This window comes from Bacillus sp. AFS018417, from assembly GCF_002560985.1.
In the GTDB taxonomy this organism is placed as follows: domain Bacteria; phylum Bacillota; class Bacilli; order Bacillales; family Bacillaceae_G; genus Bacillus_A; species Bacillus_A rhizoplanae.
Map to the genome: position 1 here is coordinate 131,649 of NZ_NTTM01000024.1, position 19,851 is coordinate 151,499.

The following is a 19,851-nucleotide window of genomic DNA, read 5'->3' on the forward strand; positions in this document are numbered from 1 at the left end:
ATAATGGGAATTATAAACGGTGTCATCGTTGAGAAAGGGGAAGTAGCAACTTTTATCAATAATAATGTTGTTTAGGGGCTTTATACTCGTTTGTATGGACAGACGTCTGATCATTAGTCTAGTTATTGCTTTGATATTTCAGTATGAGATATAACGAAGATAACTGCTGTTGCTATACTGTACTTGATTCTAAAGAAAAACAACGTATTGGTAGGTATGAAGAAGCAGAGATGTGGCGTTACATAAATAGTAGTTGATGTACAAAATGATTCAGAAAATCTCATTCAAAAAAGCGCATATGTAACCGGTATCATCTTTACAGATTCCAAAGTAGTTGCGTCAGCGGTAAGTGTGGAAAAAGAAAAAAGCGAAGAAAAAAAGTAAAAAAATTATTTTGATTGAATTAGGCGTTATTAAGCAAAAATAAACATATACTTGAATCCAGAAAGGAAGAAAAAACATGAAATTTTTTATTGATACAGCAAACATTGATGAAATTAAAGAGGCAAATGCTCTTGGCGTATTAGCAGGTGTAACAACGAATCCATCTCTTGTTGCAAAAGAAGGCGTAGATTTTCATGAACGCATTCGTGAAATTTGCAGTGTTGTAGAAGGCCCTGTAAGTGCAGAAGTTATTAGCTTAGAAGCAGATAAAATGATTGAAGAAGGAAAAGAATTAGCGAAAATTGCACCAAACGTTGTTGTAAAAGTACCGATGACAACAGAAGGTTTAAAAGCAGTGAAGGCTTTTTCTGATCTAGGTATTCGCACAAATGTAACATTAGTGTTCTCAGCTGTACAAGCATTAATGGCTGCACGTTCTGGTGCAACATATGTATCACCATTTTTAGGTCGCCTAGATGATATCGGCCACAATGGTATGGATCTAATTCGTCAAATTGCAGATATTTTTGCAATTCATGATATTAAAACAGAAATTATTGCAGCATCTGTTCGTCATTCTGTACACGTAACAGACGCAGCATTAAATGGTGCACACATTGCAACAATTCCAGCAAATGTTATTGCTTCATTAGTGAAACATCCATTAACAGATCAAGGAATTGAGAAGTTTTTAGCGGATTGGGAAAAAACACAAGGAAAATAATTTTCTATGGAACGGTTCAACTTTCAAGTTGAACCGTTTTTTTTATCCCGAATGAACGGGCAGTAAGCCCCCCACGGAAGGAAGTTTTGTTTTATTGAATTTTCTGTAAATTTGTAGAAAAAATGAATATTTCCTGGGGAATTGCCGGAATATGGCTGATACTTGCACATTTTTTCTGCAAATTGATTGTATCAATATGCTTTTTAAAATAAAAAACAATGATGGAGTCTACCCCATCATTGTTTTTTTAAATCTTTCTCTTACATAAATCATCGAAGCAAATGTAAGCAAGAAAGCTGTTCCAATTACAAAACTTACGCTCGGTGATGCTCCGATTGCTCCAACCGTAAATGATCCGCCAACGACACCGAGTGAGAAGAACGCATAGAATAATCCGAATGCTTTTCCGCGATTATCTTCTGTTGTATTTTCAACAAGTAAGGCATTAATAGAAGGAAAGAGAATTGCAAATCCAATTCCGTAAATGATCATGACAATAAAGAGCATGCCTTTTGTTGCAAATATACCAAGTAACGATAATGCAAATGCCATAACTGCAATACCAATGACCATCATTTTTTGACGGTTAAAGTAATCGTATATACGATTTGTTGGTAGTAAGAAGAAGAGGATTGCGGTGATTCCAAAGACACTAAGCATCATTCCCGTTAAAGAAGCTTTAAGTCCTAAAGCTTCTATTTTCATAGGTAACATATATGTGACAATTCCTTGTGAGAACATTAACGTAAAGGCACCAATGTATGCTTGTAATAACGGTTCGGATTTTAATAAACCAACCATATCTTCTTTGTTCATTATTTGTGTCTGTAATGTATTTGTTCTTGTTATATGATTTGGCAACAAGAAGAGCGAGACGATTGTACCAAGTACCATTAAGATAGAAATTGTAATGAAGACCCAGTGTATACCCGCGGTTGCTTTCATAATCCCACTGAAGGCAGGACCTACGATAGCTGCTGTTCCAACAGCTGCACCAGATAAAGCCATTGCTTTCCCTTGCTTTGTTGCTTCTGTTTGTTTTGATAAGAAAGTAAAGGCAGCTGGTATTAAGAAGCCGTCACTAAATCCGTGTAGAAAACGAACGATAATAAGTTGTTCACCGTTTTGGACAACTGTATACAATAAAACTATGAGACTCGTAATTGCCATGCTAATAGAAAGAACTTTTTTGGCTCCATATTTATCAACAGACGCACCTGCAATAATATTGCCGATCATATTTGCAAATGAGTACATTCCAACGACAAGGCCGATAATAAGAGGGGTTCCTCCAAGACTTTGCGCGTATGTACTCATAATGGGTAATTGTGAAAATGTATCTAAGAATGCAATGATAACAATAAAATAAATAAAGTATTTCAATCTGTTCACCTCTCTTTTGCTATTATGGCATAATGCTATTTTTCTCTGCAATGAAATTAATTTGTTATGTATGGAAATTTGTACACTTTAAATAAAAATTAATGAAAATAGTAATGATTCTATTTTTGTAATATTTACACTATTTTATCAATCTTTTTGCACGAGATTAACATTTCCTCACTATAATTAAACTGAATCATAACAATATATATATGTATTAATTTATTTTTTATTTATATTTTTATATTGTATTTCAAAGATATAAAATCATCAAAAGATAGGATATCCGTATAATAGATTTACCAAATAACATCAGAAGTTCTACTTCATGAGGATATAAATATAAAATGGGAGGATTTTGTATGAAAAAGAAAGTATTAGCACTAGCAGCTATGGTTGCTTTAGCTGCACCAGTTCAAAGTGTAGTATTTGCACAAACAAATAGTAGTGAAAGTCCTGTACCGGTTCTAAGATGGTCAGCTGAGGATAAGCATAATGAGGGGGTTAGCACTCATCTGTGGATTGTAAATCGTGCAATTGATATCATGTCTCGTAATACAACGATTGTGAAGCCGAATGAAACTGCTTTATTAAATGAGTGGCGTGCTGACTTAGAAAATGGTATTTATTCTGCTGATTACGAGAATCCTTATTATGATAATGGTACATATGCTTCTCACTTTTACGATCCGGATACGGGAAAAACATACATTCCTTTTGCGAAACAGGCAAAAGAGACAGGTACAAAATATTTTAAGCTTGCTGGTGAAGCATACCAAAATCAAGATATGAAACAGGCATTCTTCTACTTAGGATTATCACTTCATTATTTAGGAGATGTAAATCAGCCGATGCATGCAGCAAACTTTACGAATCTTTCTTATCCAATGGGTTTCCATTCTAAATACGAAAATTTTGTTGATACAATAAAAGATAACTATATAGTTTCAGATAGTAATGGATATTGGAATTGGAAAGGGGCAAACCCAGAAGATTGGATTCAAGGATCAGCGGTAGCGGCTAAACAAGATTATCCTGGCATTGTGAACGATACGACAAAAGATTGGTTTGTAAAAGCAGCTGTATCTCAAGAATATGCAGATAAATGGCGGGCGGAAGTGACACCGGTAACAGGAAAGCGCTTAATGGAAACACAGCGCGTTACAGCCGGTTATATACATTTGTGGTTTGATACATATGTAAATCGCTAATGATTTATAGAAAGACCAAATACTTACTCTTTAAGTATTTGGTCTTTTTTCATACTAACCTGGACACAGTTATAGTTGAAGGAAAGGGCTTTATAATTGTTCACTTACAACCGTTAATACATTTTCATGTAATGAAGTGATAACATTTTGATGTTCTTTCTCTTTTTGATGCAATTGCTGTTCTAACTCTTGTACTTGATTCTGTTTTTGTAAACATAATATTCTCCCCAAGCTTCTATGATTTGCTATTTCCTTTGTTAATAGATAGTAAGATTTTGCTTATAGAAGTTTCACTTTATATTAAAATTCAAGCATTGTTTTTAAATATATATATAAAATTCAAAAAATATTTAACTGTATTTATTATATTTTTTGATATCTGCTATTTTTATCCATAAAAAATAAACTGTATTTAATGAGTTTGTAAACAAACTGTAAAACAAATAATGTATAACTATAATATGAAGGGAGTCGGATTATGAACTATTTTAAGCGTATCAGTAGCGTTGTATTAGCTGGATTCATTTGTTTTTCTAGTACAGTTGCTGTAAAAGCTGAGTCAAACGACGATAAACTAAACAACATGCAGCAGCAATTGCAGCAGAATGACAATACTATTCAGCAAAAAGAACAAGAGAAGCAAGCTGTAATGAAAGAAATTGAAGGTATTGAAAAAGAATTAAAAGACTTAAATGATACTATTTCTAAAAATAAAACAGAGCAAGACCAAATTCAGCATAAAATTGATGAGACAAATAAACAAATTGAACAAAAAAAGAAAGAGATTATTACGTTAGAAGATAAAGTACTTATGCGTAAAGATATTATGAAAAAACGTATGGTCTCTGTTCAAGAGAATTCAAATATGAATTTAGTAGTTGAAGCAATTGTGAACTCAAAAAATATTGCAGATCTCTTAGATCGTATGAGTGCAGTTTCTACAATTATGGATGCAGATAAAGAGATTCTTCGTTTACAAGAACAAGATCTTCGTCAAATCGAAGATGATAAAAAAGTGATTGATGAAAAAGAAAAATCTTTAGAAGTAGATAAACAAAAATTAGCAAAAGCACAGAATGAGTTACAAGAGAATTTACAGAAACGCCAAGAAAGCTTACAGTCTGTGCAAGCAAAATATAATGAAGTTTCAAGTCAACTTACGCTTGCTGCGCAAGAAAAATCAAAGATTGAAGCAGATATGAAGAGCGTACAAGATACAATTGCTCGTGAGCAAGCGGCAGCAAAAGCAGCAGCAGAAGCACGCGAAAAAGAAGCTGCAGCGGAAAAAGCATCTGCAGCAGCAGAAGCAAAGGCAAGGGGAACAGCATCAGGATCTACATCAAATAACAATGACGGCCCTAGCAAACCTAGCAAAGGCGGAAATGAGATGTATGTAGAAGCTACTGCTTACACAAATGATCCAAGTGAAAATGGGAAGCAGCCTGGTGAGCATGTATATACTAAATGGGGAGAATATGATTTAACTGCAAATCCAAATATGAAAGTAATTGCAGTTGATCCATCGGTTATTCCATTGGGCTCACACGTATGGGTTCAAGGATATGGAAATGCGATTGCCGCTGATACTGGTAGTGCTATCCAAGGACATAAAATCGATGTTTTCATGCCGGATAAAGGATCATCTATCTCTTGGGGTAGAAAACAAGTTCGTGTTGTCATTTTAGATTAAAAAAAAACCTACTTTGCAAAAAGCAAAGTAGGTTTTTTTATCGTTAAATGTTAAGTTGAGTTTACATTTTGTAAAGTTTAGCATACAATAATGGTAAGGGGTGGTAAATTTGACCATTTATAATCGGGTAAAAGAGCTACGAGCCCGTTTTAATTTTACGCAAAGCGTATTGGCTGAAAAAGTAGGTGTAACGAGGCAAACCGTTGCTGCTATTGAAAAAGGGGATTATGTTCCATCGTTATTATTGGCGCTCATGATTTGTGATGTGTTTGGGTTACAGATGGAAGAAGTATTTGTATTACAAAAGGAGGAAGAAAAAAATGAATAGAATTGGTCTTTCTTATGTAATAAATATATTGATTCTTGCTATAGCGGGTTGGGCATTTGTTGAGTATTTTCATGTCATTACGGATCTTGCAAACATCATACGTACTGAAAAGCAAACGTGGGCTGTTACGATGAATATAATGCCAATTACATTGATATTGATTGTAGCGGTAGGGGTATTCATTGGTTACAAGATACAAAAAAAGAAATATAAGAAATTATCATTTTGGACATTTCCGTTATTATTTCCAAGTGAAGATGAGAGAGAAGAAATATTGACTGCGAAAGCGTGTCGAACTACACTTCTTTCATCATGGTTTATTATGCCTTTTGCAGCTGCCTCGTTAATTGCTTATCCACTATTCAATCGAAACATTCCAGAATATCCGTTGTATGTACTATTTTTCATTTTACTAATCCAAATAACAGTATTTCATATTTCCTTATATCGTAATAAGGTTGTGTGAAAGATGTGCTTTGGCACATCTTTTACATATACTTAAAACGCGGTAAATTCTTCAGCATTTTTACAAAAATGTAATAAATTCTATAAGAGAGGATTTACAAATTCTTTTTATGATAGAAAATATTGAGACTAGAGAATGTTGCGATAGGGATGAGACAAGGAAGTCTAATAAATAAGAAGATGCAGTATTCTGGTTTAATATGATGCCTCCGATGTTTTCTGTGGACAGTCCCCACTGATGGAAGTTTCACTTTATTTCGCATTAGGAAGTGCTGCTCACTTTGTCTTTCGTATGTTACTTGTATATCTAGCATTCTTATTTTATGATTTTATATAAGGGAAATTTTGTGAGAGAAAGGAATTGGGGCATGAATAAAAAAAAGATTTATAGTATATTAGCACTTCTATTATTTGTGGCAGGTGGTATTTTAATTACAAAACCTTTTTATGACGGTTATAAAGCTGGGAAAATGCAAGAAGAAAACCTACAATCTATTAAGAAAATGAATTACGAAAAGCAAGAAACAAAATTTGTTGATGCTTCTAACATAAAACAACCAGATTTAGCGGATGTGGCAAATGCTTCATTAGATGAGAAGCAAGTTATCGGGCGCATTGCTATTCCAAGCATTGGATTAGAGCTACCAATTCTAAATTCTTCGACAGAGAAAAATTTATTATCAGGTGCAGCAACGGTAAAAGAGAAACAAGAGATGGGAAAAGGGAATTACGCATTAGCAGGACATAATATGTCAAAAAAAGGTGTATTATTTAGCGATATTTCGAAATTAAAAAAGAACGATAAAGTATATTTATATGATAGTGAAAATGAGTATGAGTATGTGGTACAACAGGTAACAGAAGTAACCCCGGATAAATGGGAAGTTGTTGAAGATCACGGGAAAAATGAAGTAACCCTTATTACGTGTTCATCTGTACTTGATAACTCGAAACGATATGTAGTGTCTGGGGACTTAATGCAGGTGAAGAAAGTAAATAGTTAATAAAAAAGATGAGGGATTGCACCCTCATCTTTTTTATTCCATCATTTTTACTAATTTCTTTGAAAGTAATAGCAATATACATCCTAATAAAATAGCGGTAGCTCCAATAACAGCAAATACTTCTGAATAACCTAATGAAGTTGTAAAGTTTGCTAACTGTCCACCTAAAATATTAGCGACACCTGTACTTGCGAACCAAACACCCATTAATAAAGATGCGAGTTTGACAGGAGCGAGTGCACTTACCATTGATAGTCCGACTGGGGATAAGAACAATTCACCTAACGTATGGAATAAGTAAGTAAAGACAATAAAGAGCAGATTTGCTTTTTCGGTAATGTCTTGCTCATTACTTCCTGTTTTTAATGTAGCGACAAGAAGAATCATATAACCAATTCCAAGTAAAATCATACCGAGACCCATTTTTGTTGGGATTTTTAAATCACCGCGTTTTGTAGAAGCAAGCTTTGTCCAAAGTACGGAAACAACTGGTGCTAATAAAATAATAAATAGTGGGTTTACAGATTGAAACCAAGATGTTGGAATTTCCCAACCAAATATAGTGCGATCTACAAAGCTATTTGTATATAACGTTAAAGAACTACCAGCCTGTTCAAATCCAGCCCAGAAGAAAACAACGAAACAAGTTATTATGATAATAACAGCTGTATGCTGTTTTTCTTTTTTTGTTAATGGTGTATTTCCAGCTGTTTTGTTGCCAGTTCCTGTTTGTAAAGCTGCTGTAGGTTTTTTACCAATGTCACCAAGATAACGATTGGATAATGTTGTAAATAAAATTTGTCCGATAACCATCCCGATGGAGGCAGCTAAAAATCCATATTGGTAACCATAATGAATAACGCCATCTACTGTTGTTTTAAACAAATCTTCTGATAAGTATCCGCAAACGAGTGGAGCAAGGAATGAACCAACGTTAATTCCCATATAAAAAATCGTAAAGGCACCATCACGACGTGAATCATTTTCTGGATATAACTCTCCAACAAGAGTGGAAATGTTTGGTTTAAAGAAACCGTTCCCGATAATAATGAGCGCTAACCCGAGGTATAGCCCTAAGTGACTTTGCAGTGCAAATAATGTAAGGTTACCAAGTGCAATTGTTATACCACCGATTGTAATAGCTAATCGTTTACCAAGATAACGATCTGTTAAGAATCCACCAATTAACGGGGTGAAATAACAAGCGCCTGTATAAAAACCGTAAATAGTAAGTGCCCAGCTTTTACTAAAACCAAGACCACCGTTTATTAAGGCCGTTGTTAAATATAATGTTAATAATCCTCGTAATCCGTAATAACTAAATCTTTCCCACATTTCTGTGAAGAAGAGTAAGTATAAACCTGGAGGATGCTTCTTTTTTTGCTGTTGTTTCTCATCAAGGTGTATGGCAGCTTCCATATATAATTCCTCCTGACATGAATAAAAATAAAATTAATAGTTTTCTCTAATTAATAGTTTTACATATTTAATAGTTTATATTGTTAACTATTAAAAGTCAATAAAGGTAGAGTTTCCGTAAGAAATTGGAAATGGAATTTGTATAAGTATGTTTAGTGAAACGAATACAATAAAAGTAAAAGAAAAAAGATGATTCCAAATAACACTTTAGTTAATTTGGAATCATCTTCTTTGGTTAAATTATTCATGTCATATATTACACGATCGCCGATATTGTAACGGTTTATTATATCTATTCATTCATAAACTTTTGCATGAATAGATAGTCATCAAATTGAACTGACGGGCAGTAACAACCTTGATTCGTTTAATTAATAATCAGTGTAGGGTGAAGAAAACCACTGCTAATCAAAGTTTTACTTTATCCTATCTTTGAAGGAGATCTAAGCAGTTTATCTGTTTTATGAAATCCTTTCATATAATAAACAGCAACTAAAGCGATAATCCAAATCGGTCCAACGATTAATGCGATACGTGTATCAGTAGAATATGCCATAACTCCTAATACTAAAACAAGGAAAGCGAGTGTAATATAAGAGCTAAGTGGATACAGTGGCAATTTGTACGTTAATTTATTTTGTGCTTCCTGTGATAATCCTTTACGGAAGCGTAGCTGCGCAACTAAAATGACGCCCCAAGTCCAAATTGCTCCGAATGTTGAAATACTAGTTAGCCATGTAAATACTTTCGCAGGAACAAGGTAGTTTAAAGCAACGCCTATTAATAATACGAAAGCTGTTGCTAAAATTCCTTTACTTGGAATGCCATTTTTATTTAAATGACCAAACTTCTCTGGTGCCTGTTTTTGCTGTGCTAATGTAAATAGCATACGGCCTGTACTAAAGAGACCACCATTACAAGAAGAAAGGGCAGCTGTTAATACAACAAAGTTAATAATCCCTGCTGCTTTCGCAATGCCAATTTGTTCAAATGTTAGTACAAATGGACTTCCGTTGTCGCCAAACTCATTCCACGGATAAATTGCCATCATAACGAATAGAGCACCTACATAGAAAATTAAAATGCGCCAAAAAACGTTATCGATTGCTTTAGATAATGTTTTTTTCGGATTTTCTGCTTCTCCAGCTGTTACACCGATTAACTCCACTCCTAAGTAAGCAAATAGTACCATTTGCATAGAAAGAAGAAGACCAGAGAAACCATTCGGGAACCAACCACCGTGAGACCAAAGATTTGAAATTCCAGTCGCTACGCCGCCATTTCCAAAACCAAATAAAATAATACCAGTACCAACCACAATCATACAGATAATTGTGACAATTTTAACTAGAGCAAACCAAAATTCAAGTTCTCCATACACTTTAACAGATAAAAAGTTTAATGCACTCATTAATACGAGAGCAATCAGCGCCCAAATCCAACGTGGAATGTCAGGGAACCAATATTCCATATAAATACCTGCGGCTGTAATTTCAGCCATACAAGTAACAACCCATAAAAACCAATAATTCCAGCCTGTTATATAACCTGCTAATGGGCCTAAATAGTCATGTGCATATTTACTAAACGAACCGGCAACAGGTTGTTCAATTGCCATTTCTCCAAGCGCACGCATAATGAAAAAGATAGCAAGGCCTGCAATGATATAACCAAATAAAATGGATGGTCCTGCTAGTTTAATAGCAGAAGCTGATCCTAAAAATAATCCAACTCCAATAGCAGATCCAAGAGACATAAGTGTAATATGTCGTTGTTTTAATCCGCGATTTAAAGTTTCTGCTTTGTTTGTGTGCTTCATAGTAAGCCCCCTTTATTATAAGAAAAAATATTGTATTCGCTTACAGAATGTCTAACTATTTAAAATTATAAAACATTTATCGCTGTTATGCTACAAAAAAAGACAATGTTTTCTGTACTATATCTATAGAACGTTAAATTTAATTTTAAAATTCGAACTATTAGTAAGTATATTGACGCTCTTTTTTAGTAATTGATAAGATTAAGTATTATATTTTTTCGCGCAATAAAAGCCTCATTATTATTGCTGTTAGAAGAAGTTAATTTGAGAAGGTAGTTATAATCATAATTTTATTAAGTAGGAAGGATAGCTAATATGTTTCAATTAAAGAAATACAATACTTCTGTAAAGCAGGAGGTTTTAGCTGGTATTACGACGTTTTTCACATTTGCGTACATTCTTGTCATCAATCCGAAGATTTTGTCTGATGCAGGAGTGCCGTTCGATCAAGCCTTTACGGCAACAATTATTGCAACAATTGTTGGAACATTATGCATGGCATTTTTAGCAAATTACCCAATCGTGATTGCACCGGCAATGGGAATGAATGCCTACTTCGCGTACTCTGTTGTTCAAAACGCAGAAGGCATTACATACGTTATTGCATTTTCAGCTGTATTTTTGACAGGTATTATTTTTCTTTTACTTTCATTTACATCGTTTCGTCAAAAACTAATTGAGTCGATTCCGGATAGTTTAAAGCATGCGATTGCAGCAGGGATCGGTTTGTTCATTGCATTTATAGGGCTTCGTTTATCTGGTATTATCGTAGATCATCCTACAAACTTAGTTACCATTGGAAATTTTCATTCTCCCTCTGTTGTGCTAACGTTAATTGGTTTAGTGTTAGCTGCAGTATTAATGGCATTAAACGTAAGTGGTGCACTGTTCATTAGTATGATTGTAACGGGAGTAATTGCCTTTTTTACAGGACAATTGGAGTTTAGCGATAAACTTGTAGCAGTTCCGCATTTACCAGAAGGAATGATTACATTTAACCCGATTCACGCTGTGACGGATGTAATTGAATACGGATTATATGGTATTGTTTTTTCATTTTTGCTTGTATTGTTATTTGATACAACAGGAGCATTGCTTGGGTTAATTAAGCAGACTGGTTTAAAGACAGATAATGCAGAAGGGCGTTTTGGAAAAGCATTTATTGCAGATGCAATTGGAGGAACAGTAGGAGCAATGTTTGGAACAAGTCCAACAGCTGCTACAATCGAATCTTCTGCTGGTATTGCAGCAGGAGGGAAGACAGGATTAACAGGTATAGTCGTTGTTGGATTAACAATTATTACAGCTTTCTTTAGTCCTGTAATTGCATCATTATCAAGTGTAGCGGCAATTACAGCACCTTCTCTTATTATTGTTGGTAGCCTAATGGCGCAAAATGTTCGGGAAGTAAATTGGAATGACTTTGAAGATGCGCTTCCAGCATTCTTTATTTTCGTTGGTATTCCGCTCACATCAAGTATTGCGAACGGTATAGCACTTGGCTTCTTAATTTATCCGATTTTAAAAATTGTAAAAGGAAAAGGAAAGGAAGTACATCCGTTTCTTTATTTCTTTGCAATATTATTTGGTTGTCATTTGTTTTTATAATAAGTTAAAAAAAGAGCTTCTCGTAGGAGACGCTCTTTTTTGTACATAGTAAAATAGATTATAAGATTTTGTACATTAATTTGTGTAATCCAATTGGAGGAATATCGAATACTTCACCATATTCTTGAAATCCTAATCGTATATAATAATTTGCAACAGTGATTCGGGCATTACACCATAGAAGCTGTGCACGGCGCTCTGTTAATATTGCTTCAGCACTGTGAATTAGAGTGCTTCCAGCATGCTGTTTGCGGAAATTTTGTCTTGTGGCCATTCCTCTTAAGCGATAATGAATGCCTTCTCCTAAAGAAGGATGTGTTTCATAAGAAAAGGAAGCAATACTAATAAGCATATTGTTCATAAATGCTCCGAGGTGAAAGGTATTTTCTTCATTATCAGAAGTATATTTACAGTCTTCTAAACTTTGATTAGGCCGTAAAATTTCGTGGCGAAGTGCATATGTTTGCGAGCAATCAATTCGCTTTATTTCGACCATACACATACCTCTCTTCTTATGTCATATTAACGGACAGGAACAGCTCTTATTTATCGATTTTATCCCGCATTAACGCCCCACCTCAAGATTCAGAGAAAATCGAAGAAGATAGGTGGGGGATGAAGCCTCATCCACTGATGGAAGTTGCCCTTTATTTTCATAGAATAGTAATTGCTTGTTTCCCCATTTGTTCCCATGCTTTTTCAAATTGAGCACGCGGAATACCTTTACGCGGTTTGTTTGCCAATGGATCATTTACATATACAAAATTTTGATCATAACCAACAATAACAGCGCTATGTTCATAATATGTAATCTTTACTTCTCCAGAATCTGTGTTCCAAGTTTCAAAGCTTCCCTCATCTAGCGGCTGAAAAGTTGTATTGACAATAACCCATACCGGTGAACCAGCACTAAGCACTTTATATATATCTTCTATCTCTCTTCCTGTTAAATCAATTGTTTTATCTGGAACATATTTTTGTGCTAATTGAAAAATCGGCTGATGGTATACACCGTAACCTGGTTTAGACTTTGTATAAATATTTCCTACAAATCCTTCATGAGGATTTCCTCGCAAACCGTTCGCCTCAAACGGTACACGTTCAATTTCATCCGCAAGCTTCATTTTGTCAACTTGAATTCCTTTATATTGCAGTAACATTGCTAAACTTGTCACTTCACAACCTCTTTCTAATTCAGGAAGTTGCTTTATAAATGGCACATTTTCAATCATCGCCTGATCCTTCATTTCATATGAAAAGTCTAAGCGGAGTTCCTCAGTTTTTTGTAAAATTTTATTTTTCCCTGTTTCAATTACTCCCATAACATCCTTACTGCATGCCGCACTAACAATAACTCCAATTCCTAAAACACATATGTATTTGACCATCCTAAACATATATCTAACTCCATTACATAATTATTTTCTTACATTTTCCAAAATAATACTCTCTTTATTGTACCGTTGTTTTCACTAGTTTACTAGAATGATTCTACGAATTGTTATTTTAGTATAAAGTCATAAAATTCGTATTTTTTAAAATAAAAAGATTTTTTGATATACAATTTCAGAATATTTTGTTAGAATAAAACATGCTTAACTTAGTGAACCTTCTTCATTAAGGATAAGCGAATTAACTAGGGGATTTAATTGTAATTCTACTAAAAAATATGAGGTGAGGGGTATATGATACAAAAAGAGACTCAGCAAAATGAACTAAAACGTACGATGCAAAGTAGACACCTCTTTATGATTGCTCTAGGGGGAGTTATCGGAACAGGGTTATTTATGGGGTCAGGGCAAATTGTTCACAACGCTGGACCTGGCGGAGCTATTCTTGCCTATTTAGTTGGCGGATTTGTTATGTATTTAACTATGCTTTGTCTCGGAGAGCTAACAGTTGCGATGCCTGAAGCTGGCTCTTTCCAAAGCTACGCTAGCCAATTTATTTCACCTGGTTTTGGATTTGTCGTAGGATGGATGTATTGGCTAAACTGGGCTGTTACCGTTGGAGTTGAACTAACGACTGTCAGCATTTTAATGAAACGTTGGTTTCCAGATGTTTCATCTTGGATATGGTGTGTTGTATTCGCTGCCTTGCTCTTTATTGTAAACGCTTCATCTGCACGTGCATACGCTGAAGCTGAATTTTGGTTTGCAAGTATTAAGGTAATAACGATCATTGTTTTTATTATACTCGGCGGTGCCGTCATGTTTGGTCTATTAGACTTTAATGGTAAGCCCGCGCCAATGTTCCATAACTTCACAGAAACTGGCGGATTATTTCCAAACGGACTTCCAGCTGTTCTTCTTACGATGATTACCGTTAACTTTGCATTCCAAGGAACAGAGTTAATCGGTATTGCCTCAGCTGAAAGTAAGCAACCGGAAAAAACAGTACCACGTGCTATAAAAAATACAATTTGGCGTACACTTTTCTTTTTCGTCCTTTCAATTACTGTGGTCGTTGGATTACTACCGTGGCAAGAAGCAAATCTTGTGGAAAGTCCTTTCGTACTCGTTTTTGACACAGTTGGAATTCCGTATGCAGCAGACATTATGAACTTTGTTATTATTACAGCTGTATTATCGGTAGCAAATTCTGGTTTATATGCAAACTCTCGTATGCTTTGGGCGATGTCAAAACAAGGAATGGCAAGTCCTGCCTTTTCAAAATTAACGAAAAAAGGCGTACCGCTCAATGCATTAATTTTCAGCCTTATATTTGCTAGCCTTTCTCTTTTAACAAGTGTATTCGCTGCTGATACAGTCTTTTTAGTATTAACATCTATTGCAGCGATGGCAGCTGTCGTTGTTTGGATGTCCATTGCTGCATCTCAATTTTTCTTTAGAAGAGAATTTATAAAAAATGGTGGGGATATACGAGAATTAAAATACCGCGCTCCACTTTATCCACTCGTTCCTATTTTGGCGTTCTCTTTAAACTTTATTACATTTATAAGCTTAGCGTTTATTCCAGATCAACGTATTGCTTTATATTGTGGAATCCCATTCATGATTATTTGTTACATTTTTTATCGTGTAAAATTTAAAAAAATTGTCACATTTGAACAACAAAAAAATGTTTCATGAGTAATAAAATAAATATATGAAATATTCGGCTATTTCAACTTATTATGAGATAGCTTTTTTCTATTTTTTGGATATTCTGGTATAACTTTATTTATCTTAAAATTTTTAAAATCGAGATATGGCGTCAAAAATAGTTTACAATATTAGCAAGTTACAAAAGTTTTTCATCGTAAAAACTGTGTATTTGTGTCTATTTTTTAACAATATCTTAAAAACTATTGCCATCTATAAATTAATAGGTTTATATTGTTTTATTGGCATAGTTTCAATCCAAGGAGAAAGGAGATTTTCAATCGTGCAACTGAAAAAAAAGTTTTGGAAGTTGGCTTCACTTCTTCCACTATCACTACTCTTGTTCCTCGGTGGATGCGACAAAATCGCTGTATTAAATCCACAAGGACCTGTTGCAAAAACACAGTATGATTTAATTGTTTGGTCAATGATACTGATGTCTGTAATTATTCTAGTCGTATTCGTCTTGTTTACAGTTATTTTAATTCGTTACCGTGAAAAACCAGATAATATGGACTATGAGCCACCTGATATACATGGTAATACTCTTTTAGAAATTATCTGGACTATTTTCCCTGTTATCATCGTGATTGCCTTATCAATTCCGACGGTAAAAGCAACATATGCATCGGAAAAGCCTCCAGCACAATCAAAAGATATAAAACCTGTTGAAATTTACGTTACATCTGCAAACTGGAAATGGTTATTCAGTTATCCTGAGGAAGGAATTGAAACCGTTAACTATTTAAATGTACCAGCAGGTGTACCAATTCAATTTAAATTAACTTCTGTCGGTCCAATGAATGCTTTCTGGATTCCAGAACTTGGTGGTATGAAGTATACAATGGATAATATGGTCATGGATTTATACCTACAAGCTGATAAACCAGGTTCTTATACTGGACGTAGTGCAAACTTCTCTGGTGAAGGATTTACTGACATGGAGTTTGAACTTGAAGCTAAAACAAAAGAAGACTACAACAAGTGGGTAACAGAAGTACAAGAAACTGCCCCTAAATTATCAGAAAACAAGTATAAAGAAATTATTGAACCAGGTGTAGTAGGGCGTATGACGTTCTCTAGCAACCATTTAAAATATGTAGATCCAAAATCACTTGAATATTGTGATTACAACTACTACAAAAACAAAAAGTAACAACGACTATTCCAACAGATTGGAGTGAATACAGTGAAGCTTGATGAATTTTTTGTCACAGGCGATCCGATTATCTACGGAGCGGACGTATCTATTGTTCTTGTGACATTAGGAATCCTTTTCGTACTAACAAAGTACAAAAAATGGAGATGGCTTTGGGATGAGTGGTTAACTTCTGTTGACCATAAGAAAATTGGGACTATGTATATTCTTTCAGCGATTTTAATGCTGTTCCGTGGTGGTATGGACGGCTTAATGATCCGTGCCCAATTAACGTTTCCTGACACAACTTATTTAAATGCTGAACACTATAACGGAATCTTTACAACGCACGGCACTGTAATGATTCTCTTCATGGCAATGCCATTTGTTATGGGATTAATGAACATTGTTGTACCTCTTCAAATTGGGGCGCGCGATGTTGCATATCCTTTCTTAAACTCATTAAGTTTTTGGTTATTCTTTGTAGGTGCTATGTTATTTAACATCTCCTTCGTTGTCGGTGGTTCTCCAGACGCTGGATGGACATCGTACTTCCCAATGGCTGGTAAAGAGTTTAGCCAAGGCGTAGGAAACAACTATTATTCAATTGCATTGCAGATTGCGGGTCTCGGTACGCTGATGACAGGGATTAACTTCCTTGTTACGATCTTGAAAATGCGTGCACCTGGCATGAAGTTAATGAAAATGCCAATGTTTACATGGTCTATTTTAATCACATGTGTAATCATTATCTTTGCTTTCCCAGTATTAACAGTTGCTCTTGCATTAATGACATTTGACCGTCTATTTGATGCTCACTTCTTTACGATGGCGAGCGGTGGTATGCCAATGCTTTGGGCGAACTTATTCTGGGTATGGGGTCACCCTGAAGTATATATCGTTATTTTACCGGCATTCGGTATTTTCTCTGAAATCATAAGTACATTCTCGCGTAAACGTCTATTCGGATATAGCGCGATGGTTTACTCAATGATTGCTATCTCAGTTTTAAGTGGTCTTGTATGGCTCCATCACTTCTTTACAATGGGCGCTGGACCATCGGTTAACTCATTCTTCTCGATTTCAACAATGGCGATTTCGATTCCAACCGGTGTTAAAATCTTTAACTGGTTGTTTACAATGTATAAAGGTCGTATTCGTTTTACAGTTCCAATGCTTTGGTCATTGGCGTTTATTCCAAACTTCGTAATCGGTGGAGTTACGGGTGTTATGCTTGCGATGGCAGCAGCTGACTATCAGTACCATAACAGCTACTTCCTAGTTGCTCACTTCCACTACGTATTAATTGCAGGTACAGTATTTGCGATGCTTGCTGGATTTACATTCTGGTATCCAAAAATCACAGGTCATATGCTAAATGAACGCCTTGGTAAATGGACATTCTGGATCTTTATGAGCGGATTTAACATCTGTTTCTTCCCAATGTACTTCCTAGGTTTAGACGGTATGACACGTCGTATGTACACATACTCTGCAAACCTTGGATGGGGTGGATTAAACATGATCGCATCTGTTGGTGCGGTAATGATGGGTATCGGCTTTATCTTATTATGCTACAACGTAGTTTACAGCATTCGTCATGGCGAGCGTGATTTAACTGGAGATCCTTGGGATGGCCGTACACTTGAATGGGCAACACAGTCTCCTGTACAACATTACAACTTTGCAGTAGTACCAGAAATTAAGCAGAGCGATATATTCTGGGAAATGAAGAAAAACGGTGAGTCTATTACACCAAAACCTGAAGACTTGAAACCAATTCATATGCCAAGCAATTCAGGTGTTCCAATTATTATGTCTTGTTTTATTGGTCTTGCAGGTTTTGCATTAGTATTTAGCTGGTTCGGGTTAGCAATTGTCGGTGGTATTGGTATGTTAGCTTGTATGATTTGGCGCTCGTTTGATTACGATAACGGATATTACATTAGCGTAGATGAAATTAAAAAGACAGAACATGTTGCATGAGAGGTGAAACGAAATGGCGGCTTTAGATAAAAGCTTACCTCTAGAATATCAAACTGAACAAAGCAGATTGAATATTTTAGGGTTTTGGATTTTCCTTGGGGCTGAAATCGTGCTATTTGCAACGCTTTTCGCCTCTTACCTAGTATTAGCTGGTAGTACCGCAGGTGGTCCAACACCAGCACAACTTTTCGAAGTAAAGCCTGTTATGATTGAAACACTTTTACTTTTAACAAGTAGTTTCACATGCGGGATCGCAATTCATGAAATGCGTAAAGAAAACAAAAATGGTATGCTCCTATGGTTTATCATTACATTACTGTTAGGCGCTGGCTTCCTTTACATGGAGATTGAAGAATTTGCACTGTACGCAAGCCACGGTGCTACACTACAAACAAGCGGATTCTTATCTGGGTTCTTCGTTCTTCTTGGAACGCATGGTGCCCACGTAACAGGTGGTATCATTTGGGCAACTTGTGTTATTATCCAAATTTTAAAACGAGGACTAACACCAGTTACAGCTCGTAAAGTATTTATTATCAGCTTATACTGGCATTTCCTTGATGTTGTTTGGATCTTCATTTACACACTAGTTTACTTGAACGGGATGGTGGCGTAATAATGGGACAAAACAATACACAAGCAAATCAACACGCTCATAGCGGATTTCCATGGTCACACGTTTTCGGATTTATTTTATCACTTGCATTAACGTTCCTTGCTTTATATGTAGCGTTATATACAAGTTTGCCATTTGCAACAATCTTAACGAGCATTCTTATAATGGCAGTGGCACAAGCCGCGTTACAATTAGTTATGTTTATGCACATGACAGAAGGAGAAGGCACAATACAAACACTCACAATCGTATTCCACTTCTTCATCGCTGCAGTAACGGTTGTTGGTACGGTTTGGATTTTCTTCTCTATGTAACACGTATTTTCAAAAGTCTGTTGGGGCAATGCCTCAGCAGGCTTTTTTTATATTGCTTAAATACTTATCTTATATACATATGAAGCTTTAGCACTGCGTCGTCTACTCCCCTTAGGTAAGGTACTCACTATTCAAAATTATTAATATCTCATGGTATTACGAAACTATAGCATGGAGATCCCCCAATAATGAAATTTTCATCTTATTCTTTATAGAAAGAGATTAATTCATTAAAGCTTAATTGTGCAATAAGCTCGCAATATTCCTTAAGTTACATTTTTTGTATGGTAAAATATTACTATCATATGTTGCTAAGGAAGTGTTAAGACATGTCAATATCAACTTTAGCTCTTTTATTACTCGGGGAAGTACTTATCGCAATTATACTGATTGGCCTCAGCATTGAAATTTGGAGTTATGGATGGAAAAAAACAAACGGAGTAAAGTATTCTTGCATGTTGCTTTCTCTTATTATTGGAACCAGTAGCATATTGGGGCTTTGTATAGCACCAGCCTATTTTTTCATACAACTTACAGATAAGGTAAAATTTTAACTATATGGCTATTGATTATTAGTTGAACCAATCGGGCTTTTACGGGCAGTAAAATCCCCCACCTAACTTCTTCGATTTTCTCTGAATCTTGAGGTGGGGGTCTT

Annotated in this window: 19 protein-coding genes; 13 read left to right on the forward strand and 6 right to left on the reverse strand. The window is 35.3% G+C overall.

Annotated elements, in window-relative coordinates:
• Positions 1-460: 460 nt before the first annotated feature.
• Positions 461-1,108, forward strand: a complete 648-nt coding sequence (fsa, locus tag CN326_RS11000) for a fructose-6-phosphate aldolase (protein ID WP_098309064.1) — start codon at positions 461-463, stop codon at positions 1,106-1,108.
• A 228-nt stretch (positions 1,109-1,336) separates the two neighbouring features.
• Here fsa and CN326_RS11005 read toward each other — a convergent pair whose 3' ends face one another.
• A complete protein-coding gene (locus CN326_RS11005; protein WP_303745193.1) occupies positions 1,337-2,542 on the reverse strand; it encodes an MFS transporter in 1,206 nt (401 codons plus the stop codon).
• 311 nt (positions 2,543-2,853) lie between these two features.
• On the opposite strand from CN326_RS11005, the gene CN326_RS11010 reads away from it, so the two are divergent.
• Positions 2,854-3,702, forward strand: coding sequence for a phospholipase C (locus CN326_RS11010; protein ID WP_098309066.1), 849 nt, complete (start codon positions 2,854-2,856; stop codon positions 3,700-3,702).
• A 90-nt stretch (positions 3,703-3,792) separates the two neighbouring features.
• Here the strand turns inward: CN326_RS11010 and CN326_RS24605 are convergent, their stop codons facing one another.
• Positions 3,793-3,933, reverse strand: coding sequence for a hypothetical protein (locus CN326_RS24605; RefSeq protein ID WP_176524589.1), 141 nt, complete (start codon positions 3,931-3,933; stop codon positions 3,793-3,795).
• Positions 3,934-4,180: 247 nt separating this feature from the next.
• Here CN326_RS24605 and CN326_RS11015 point away from each other — a divergent pair, with 247 nt between their 5' ends.
• The 4 genes from CN326_RS11015 (at position 4,181) to CN326_RS11030 (ending at position 7,189) form a co-directional block, all read left to right on the forward strand.
• Entirely contained in the window at positions 4,181-5,392 is a 1,212-nt protein-coding gene (locus tag CN326_RS11015; protein WP_098309067.1) for a 3D domain-containing protein, read from the forward strand.
• 100 nt (positions 5,393-5,492) lie between these two features.
• Positions 5,493-5,720, forward strand: coding sequence for a helix-turn-helix transcriptional regulator (locus CN326_RS11020; RefSeq protein WP_098309068.1), 228 nt, complete (start codon positions 5,493-5,495; stop codon positions 5,718-5,720).
• Positions 5,713-6,186 carry a DUF2178 domain-containing protein gene (locus tag CN326_RS11025; protein WP_098309069.1) on the forward strand — a complete coding sequence of 158 codons (474 nt, stop codon included), beginning with the start codon at positions 5,713-5,715 and terminating at the stop codon, positions 6,184-6,186. Before CN326_RS11020 ends, CN326_RS11025 begins: the two co-directional genes overlap by 8 nt.
• 367 nt (positions 6,187-6,553) lie before the next feature.
• Positions 6,554-7,189: a class A sortase gene (locus CN326_RS11030; protein WP_098309104.1), complete on the forward strand. Its 636-nt coding sequence runs from the start codon at positions 6,554-6,556 to the stop codon at positions 7,187-7,189.
• 33 nt (positions 7,190-7,222) lie between these two features.
• On the opposite strand, the gene CN326_RS11035 is transcribed toward CN326_RS11030, so the two are convergent.
• A complete protein-coding gene (locus CN326_RS11035; protein WP_098309070.1) occupies positions 7,223-8,608 on the reverse strand; it encodes a peptide MFS transporter in 1,386 nt (461 codons plus the stop codon).
• Positions 8,609-9,029: 421 nt separating this feature from the next.
• A complete protein-coding gene (locus tag CN326_RS11040; RefSeq protein WP_098309071.1) occupies positions 9,030-10,427 on the reverse strand; it encodes an amino acid permease in 1,398 nt (465 codons plus the stop codon).
• 315 nt (positions 10,428-10,742) lie between these two features.
• On the opposite strand from CN326_RS11040, the gene CN326_RS11045 reads away from it, so the two are divergent.
• Complete coding sequence (locus tag CN326_RS11045) at positions 10,743-12,035, forward strand: NCS2 family permease (protein ID WP_098309072.1); 1,293 nt, start codon at positions 10,743-10,745, stop codon at positions 12,033-12,035.
• A gap of 58 nt (positions 12,036-12,093) precedes the next feature.
• Here CN326_RS11045 and CN326_RS11050 read toward each other — a convergent pair whose 3' ends face one another.
• A complete protein-coding gene (locus tag CN326_RS11050) occupies positions 12,094-12,531 on the reverse strand; it encodes a GNAT family N-acetyltransferase (RefSeq protein ID WP_098309073.1) in 438 nt (145 codons plus the stop codon).
• A gap of 157 nt (positions 12,532-12,688) precedes the next feature.
• Entirely contained in the window at positions 12,689-13,432 is a 744-nt protein-coding gene (locus CN326_RS11055) for a C39 family peptidase (protein WP_098309074.1), read from the reverse strand.
• 288 nt (positions 13,433-13,720) lie between these two features.
• On the opposite strand from CN326_RS11055, the gene CN326_RS11060 reads away from it, so the two are divergent.
• From CN326_RS11060 to CN326_RS11085, 6 genes are all read left to right on the forward strand, one after another.
• Positions 13,721-15,127 (forward strand): amino acid permease, encoded by a 1,407-nt coding sequence (locus CN326_RS11060; RefSeq protein WP_098309075.1) that lies wholly within the window; start codon positions 13,721-13,723, stop codon positions 15,125-15,127.
• A 295-nt stretch (positions 15,128-15,422) separates the two neighbouring features.
• The gene (gene qoxA, locus CN326_RS11065; protein WP_098309076.1) at positions 15,423-16,295 is read left to right on the forward strand and encodes a cytochrome aa3 quinol oxidase subunit II; all 873 of its coding nucleotides are present in this window, start codon (positions 15,423-15,425) and stop codon (positions 16,293-16,295) included.
• 33 nt (positions 16,296-16,328) lie between these two features.
• Positions 16,329-18,263, forward strand: coding sequence for a cytochrome aa3 quinol oxidase subunit I (gene qoxB / locus CN326_RS11070; RefSeq protein WP_141525027.1), 1,935 nt, complete (start codon positions 16,329-16,331; stop codon positions 18,261-18,263).
• Between the two features lie 13 nt (positions 18,264-18,276).
• On the forward strand, positions 18,277-18,879 hold the full coding sequence (qoxC, locus tag CN326_RS11075; RefSeq protein ID WP_098309078.1) for a cytochrome aa3 quinol oxidase subunit III: 603 nt from the start codon (positions 18,277-18,279) through the stop codon (positions 18,877-18,879).
• Between the two features lie 2 nt (positions 18,880-18,881).
• Entirely contained in the window at positions 18,882-19,193 is a 312-nt protein-coding gene (qoxD, locus tag CN326_RS11080) for a cytochrome aa3 quinol oxidase subunit IV (RefSeq protein ID WP_098309079.1), read from the forward strand.
• Between the two features lie 329 nt (positions 19,194-19,522).
• The gene (locus tag CN326_RS11085) at positions 19,523-19,747 is read left to right on the forward strand and encodes a DUF4022 family protein (RefSeq protein WP_098309080.1); all 225 of its coding nucleotides are present in this window, start codon (positions 19,523-19,525) and stop codon (positions 19,745-19,747) included.
• Positions 19,748-19,851: the final 104 nt, after the last annotated feature.

Coding starts and splice junctions, on each gene's coding strand:
- CN326_RS11085 (WP_098309080.1), top strand. CDS start 19,523: ATGTCAATATCAACTTTAGCTCTTTTATTACTCGGGGAAGTACTTATC.
- qoxD (WP_098309079.1), top strand. CDS start 18,882: ATGGGACAAAACAATACACAAGCAAATCAACACGCTCATAGCGGATTT.
- CN326_RS11050 (WP_098309073.1), bottom strand. CDS start 12,531: ATGGTCGAAATAAAGCGAATTGATTGCTCGCAAACATATGCACTTCGC.
- CN326_RS11055 (WP_098309074.1), bottom strand. CDS start 13,432: ATGTTTAGGATGGTCAAATACATATGTGTTTTAGGAATTGGAGTTATT.
- CN326_RS11060 (WP_098309075.1), top strand. CDS start 13,721: ATGATACAAAAAGAGACTCAGCAAAATGAACTAAAACGTACGATGCAA.
- CN326_RS11030 (WP_098309104.1), top strand. CDS start 6,554: ATGAATAAAAAAAAGATTTATAGTATATTAGCACTTCTATTATTTGTG.
- fsa (WP_098309064.1), top strand. CDS start 461: ATGAAATTTTTTATTGATACAGCAAACATTGATGAAATTAAAGAGGCA.
- CN326_RS11010 (WP_098309066.1), top strand. CDS start 2,854: ATGAAAAAGAAAGTATTAGCACTAGCAGCTATGGTTGCTTTAGCTGCA.
- CN326_RS11025 (WP_098309069.1), top strand. CDS start 5,713: ATGAATAGAATTGGTCTTTCTTATGTAATAAATATATTGATTCTTGCT.
- qoxC (WP_098309078.1), top strand. CDS start 18,277: ATGGCGGCTTTAGATAAAAGCTTACCTCTAGAATATCAAACTGAACAA.
- CN326_RS11015 (WP_098309067.1), top strand. CDS start 4,181: ATGAACTATTTTAAGCGTATCAGTAGCGTTGTATTAGCTGGATTCATT.
- CN326_RS11040 (WP_098309071.1), bottom strand. CDS start 10,427: ATGAAGCACACAAACAAAGCAGAAACTTTAAATCGCGGATTAAAACAA.
- CN326_RS11045 (WP_098309072.1), top strand. CDS start 10,743: ATGTTTCAATTAAAGAAATACAATACTTCTGTAAAGCAGGAGGTTTTA.
- CN326_RS11035 (WP_098309070.1), bottom strand. CDS start 8,608: ATGGAAGCTGCCATACACCTTGATGAGAAACAACAGCAAAAAAAGAAG.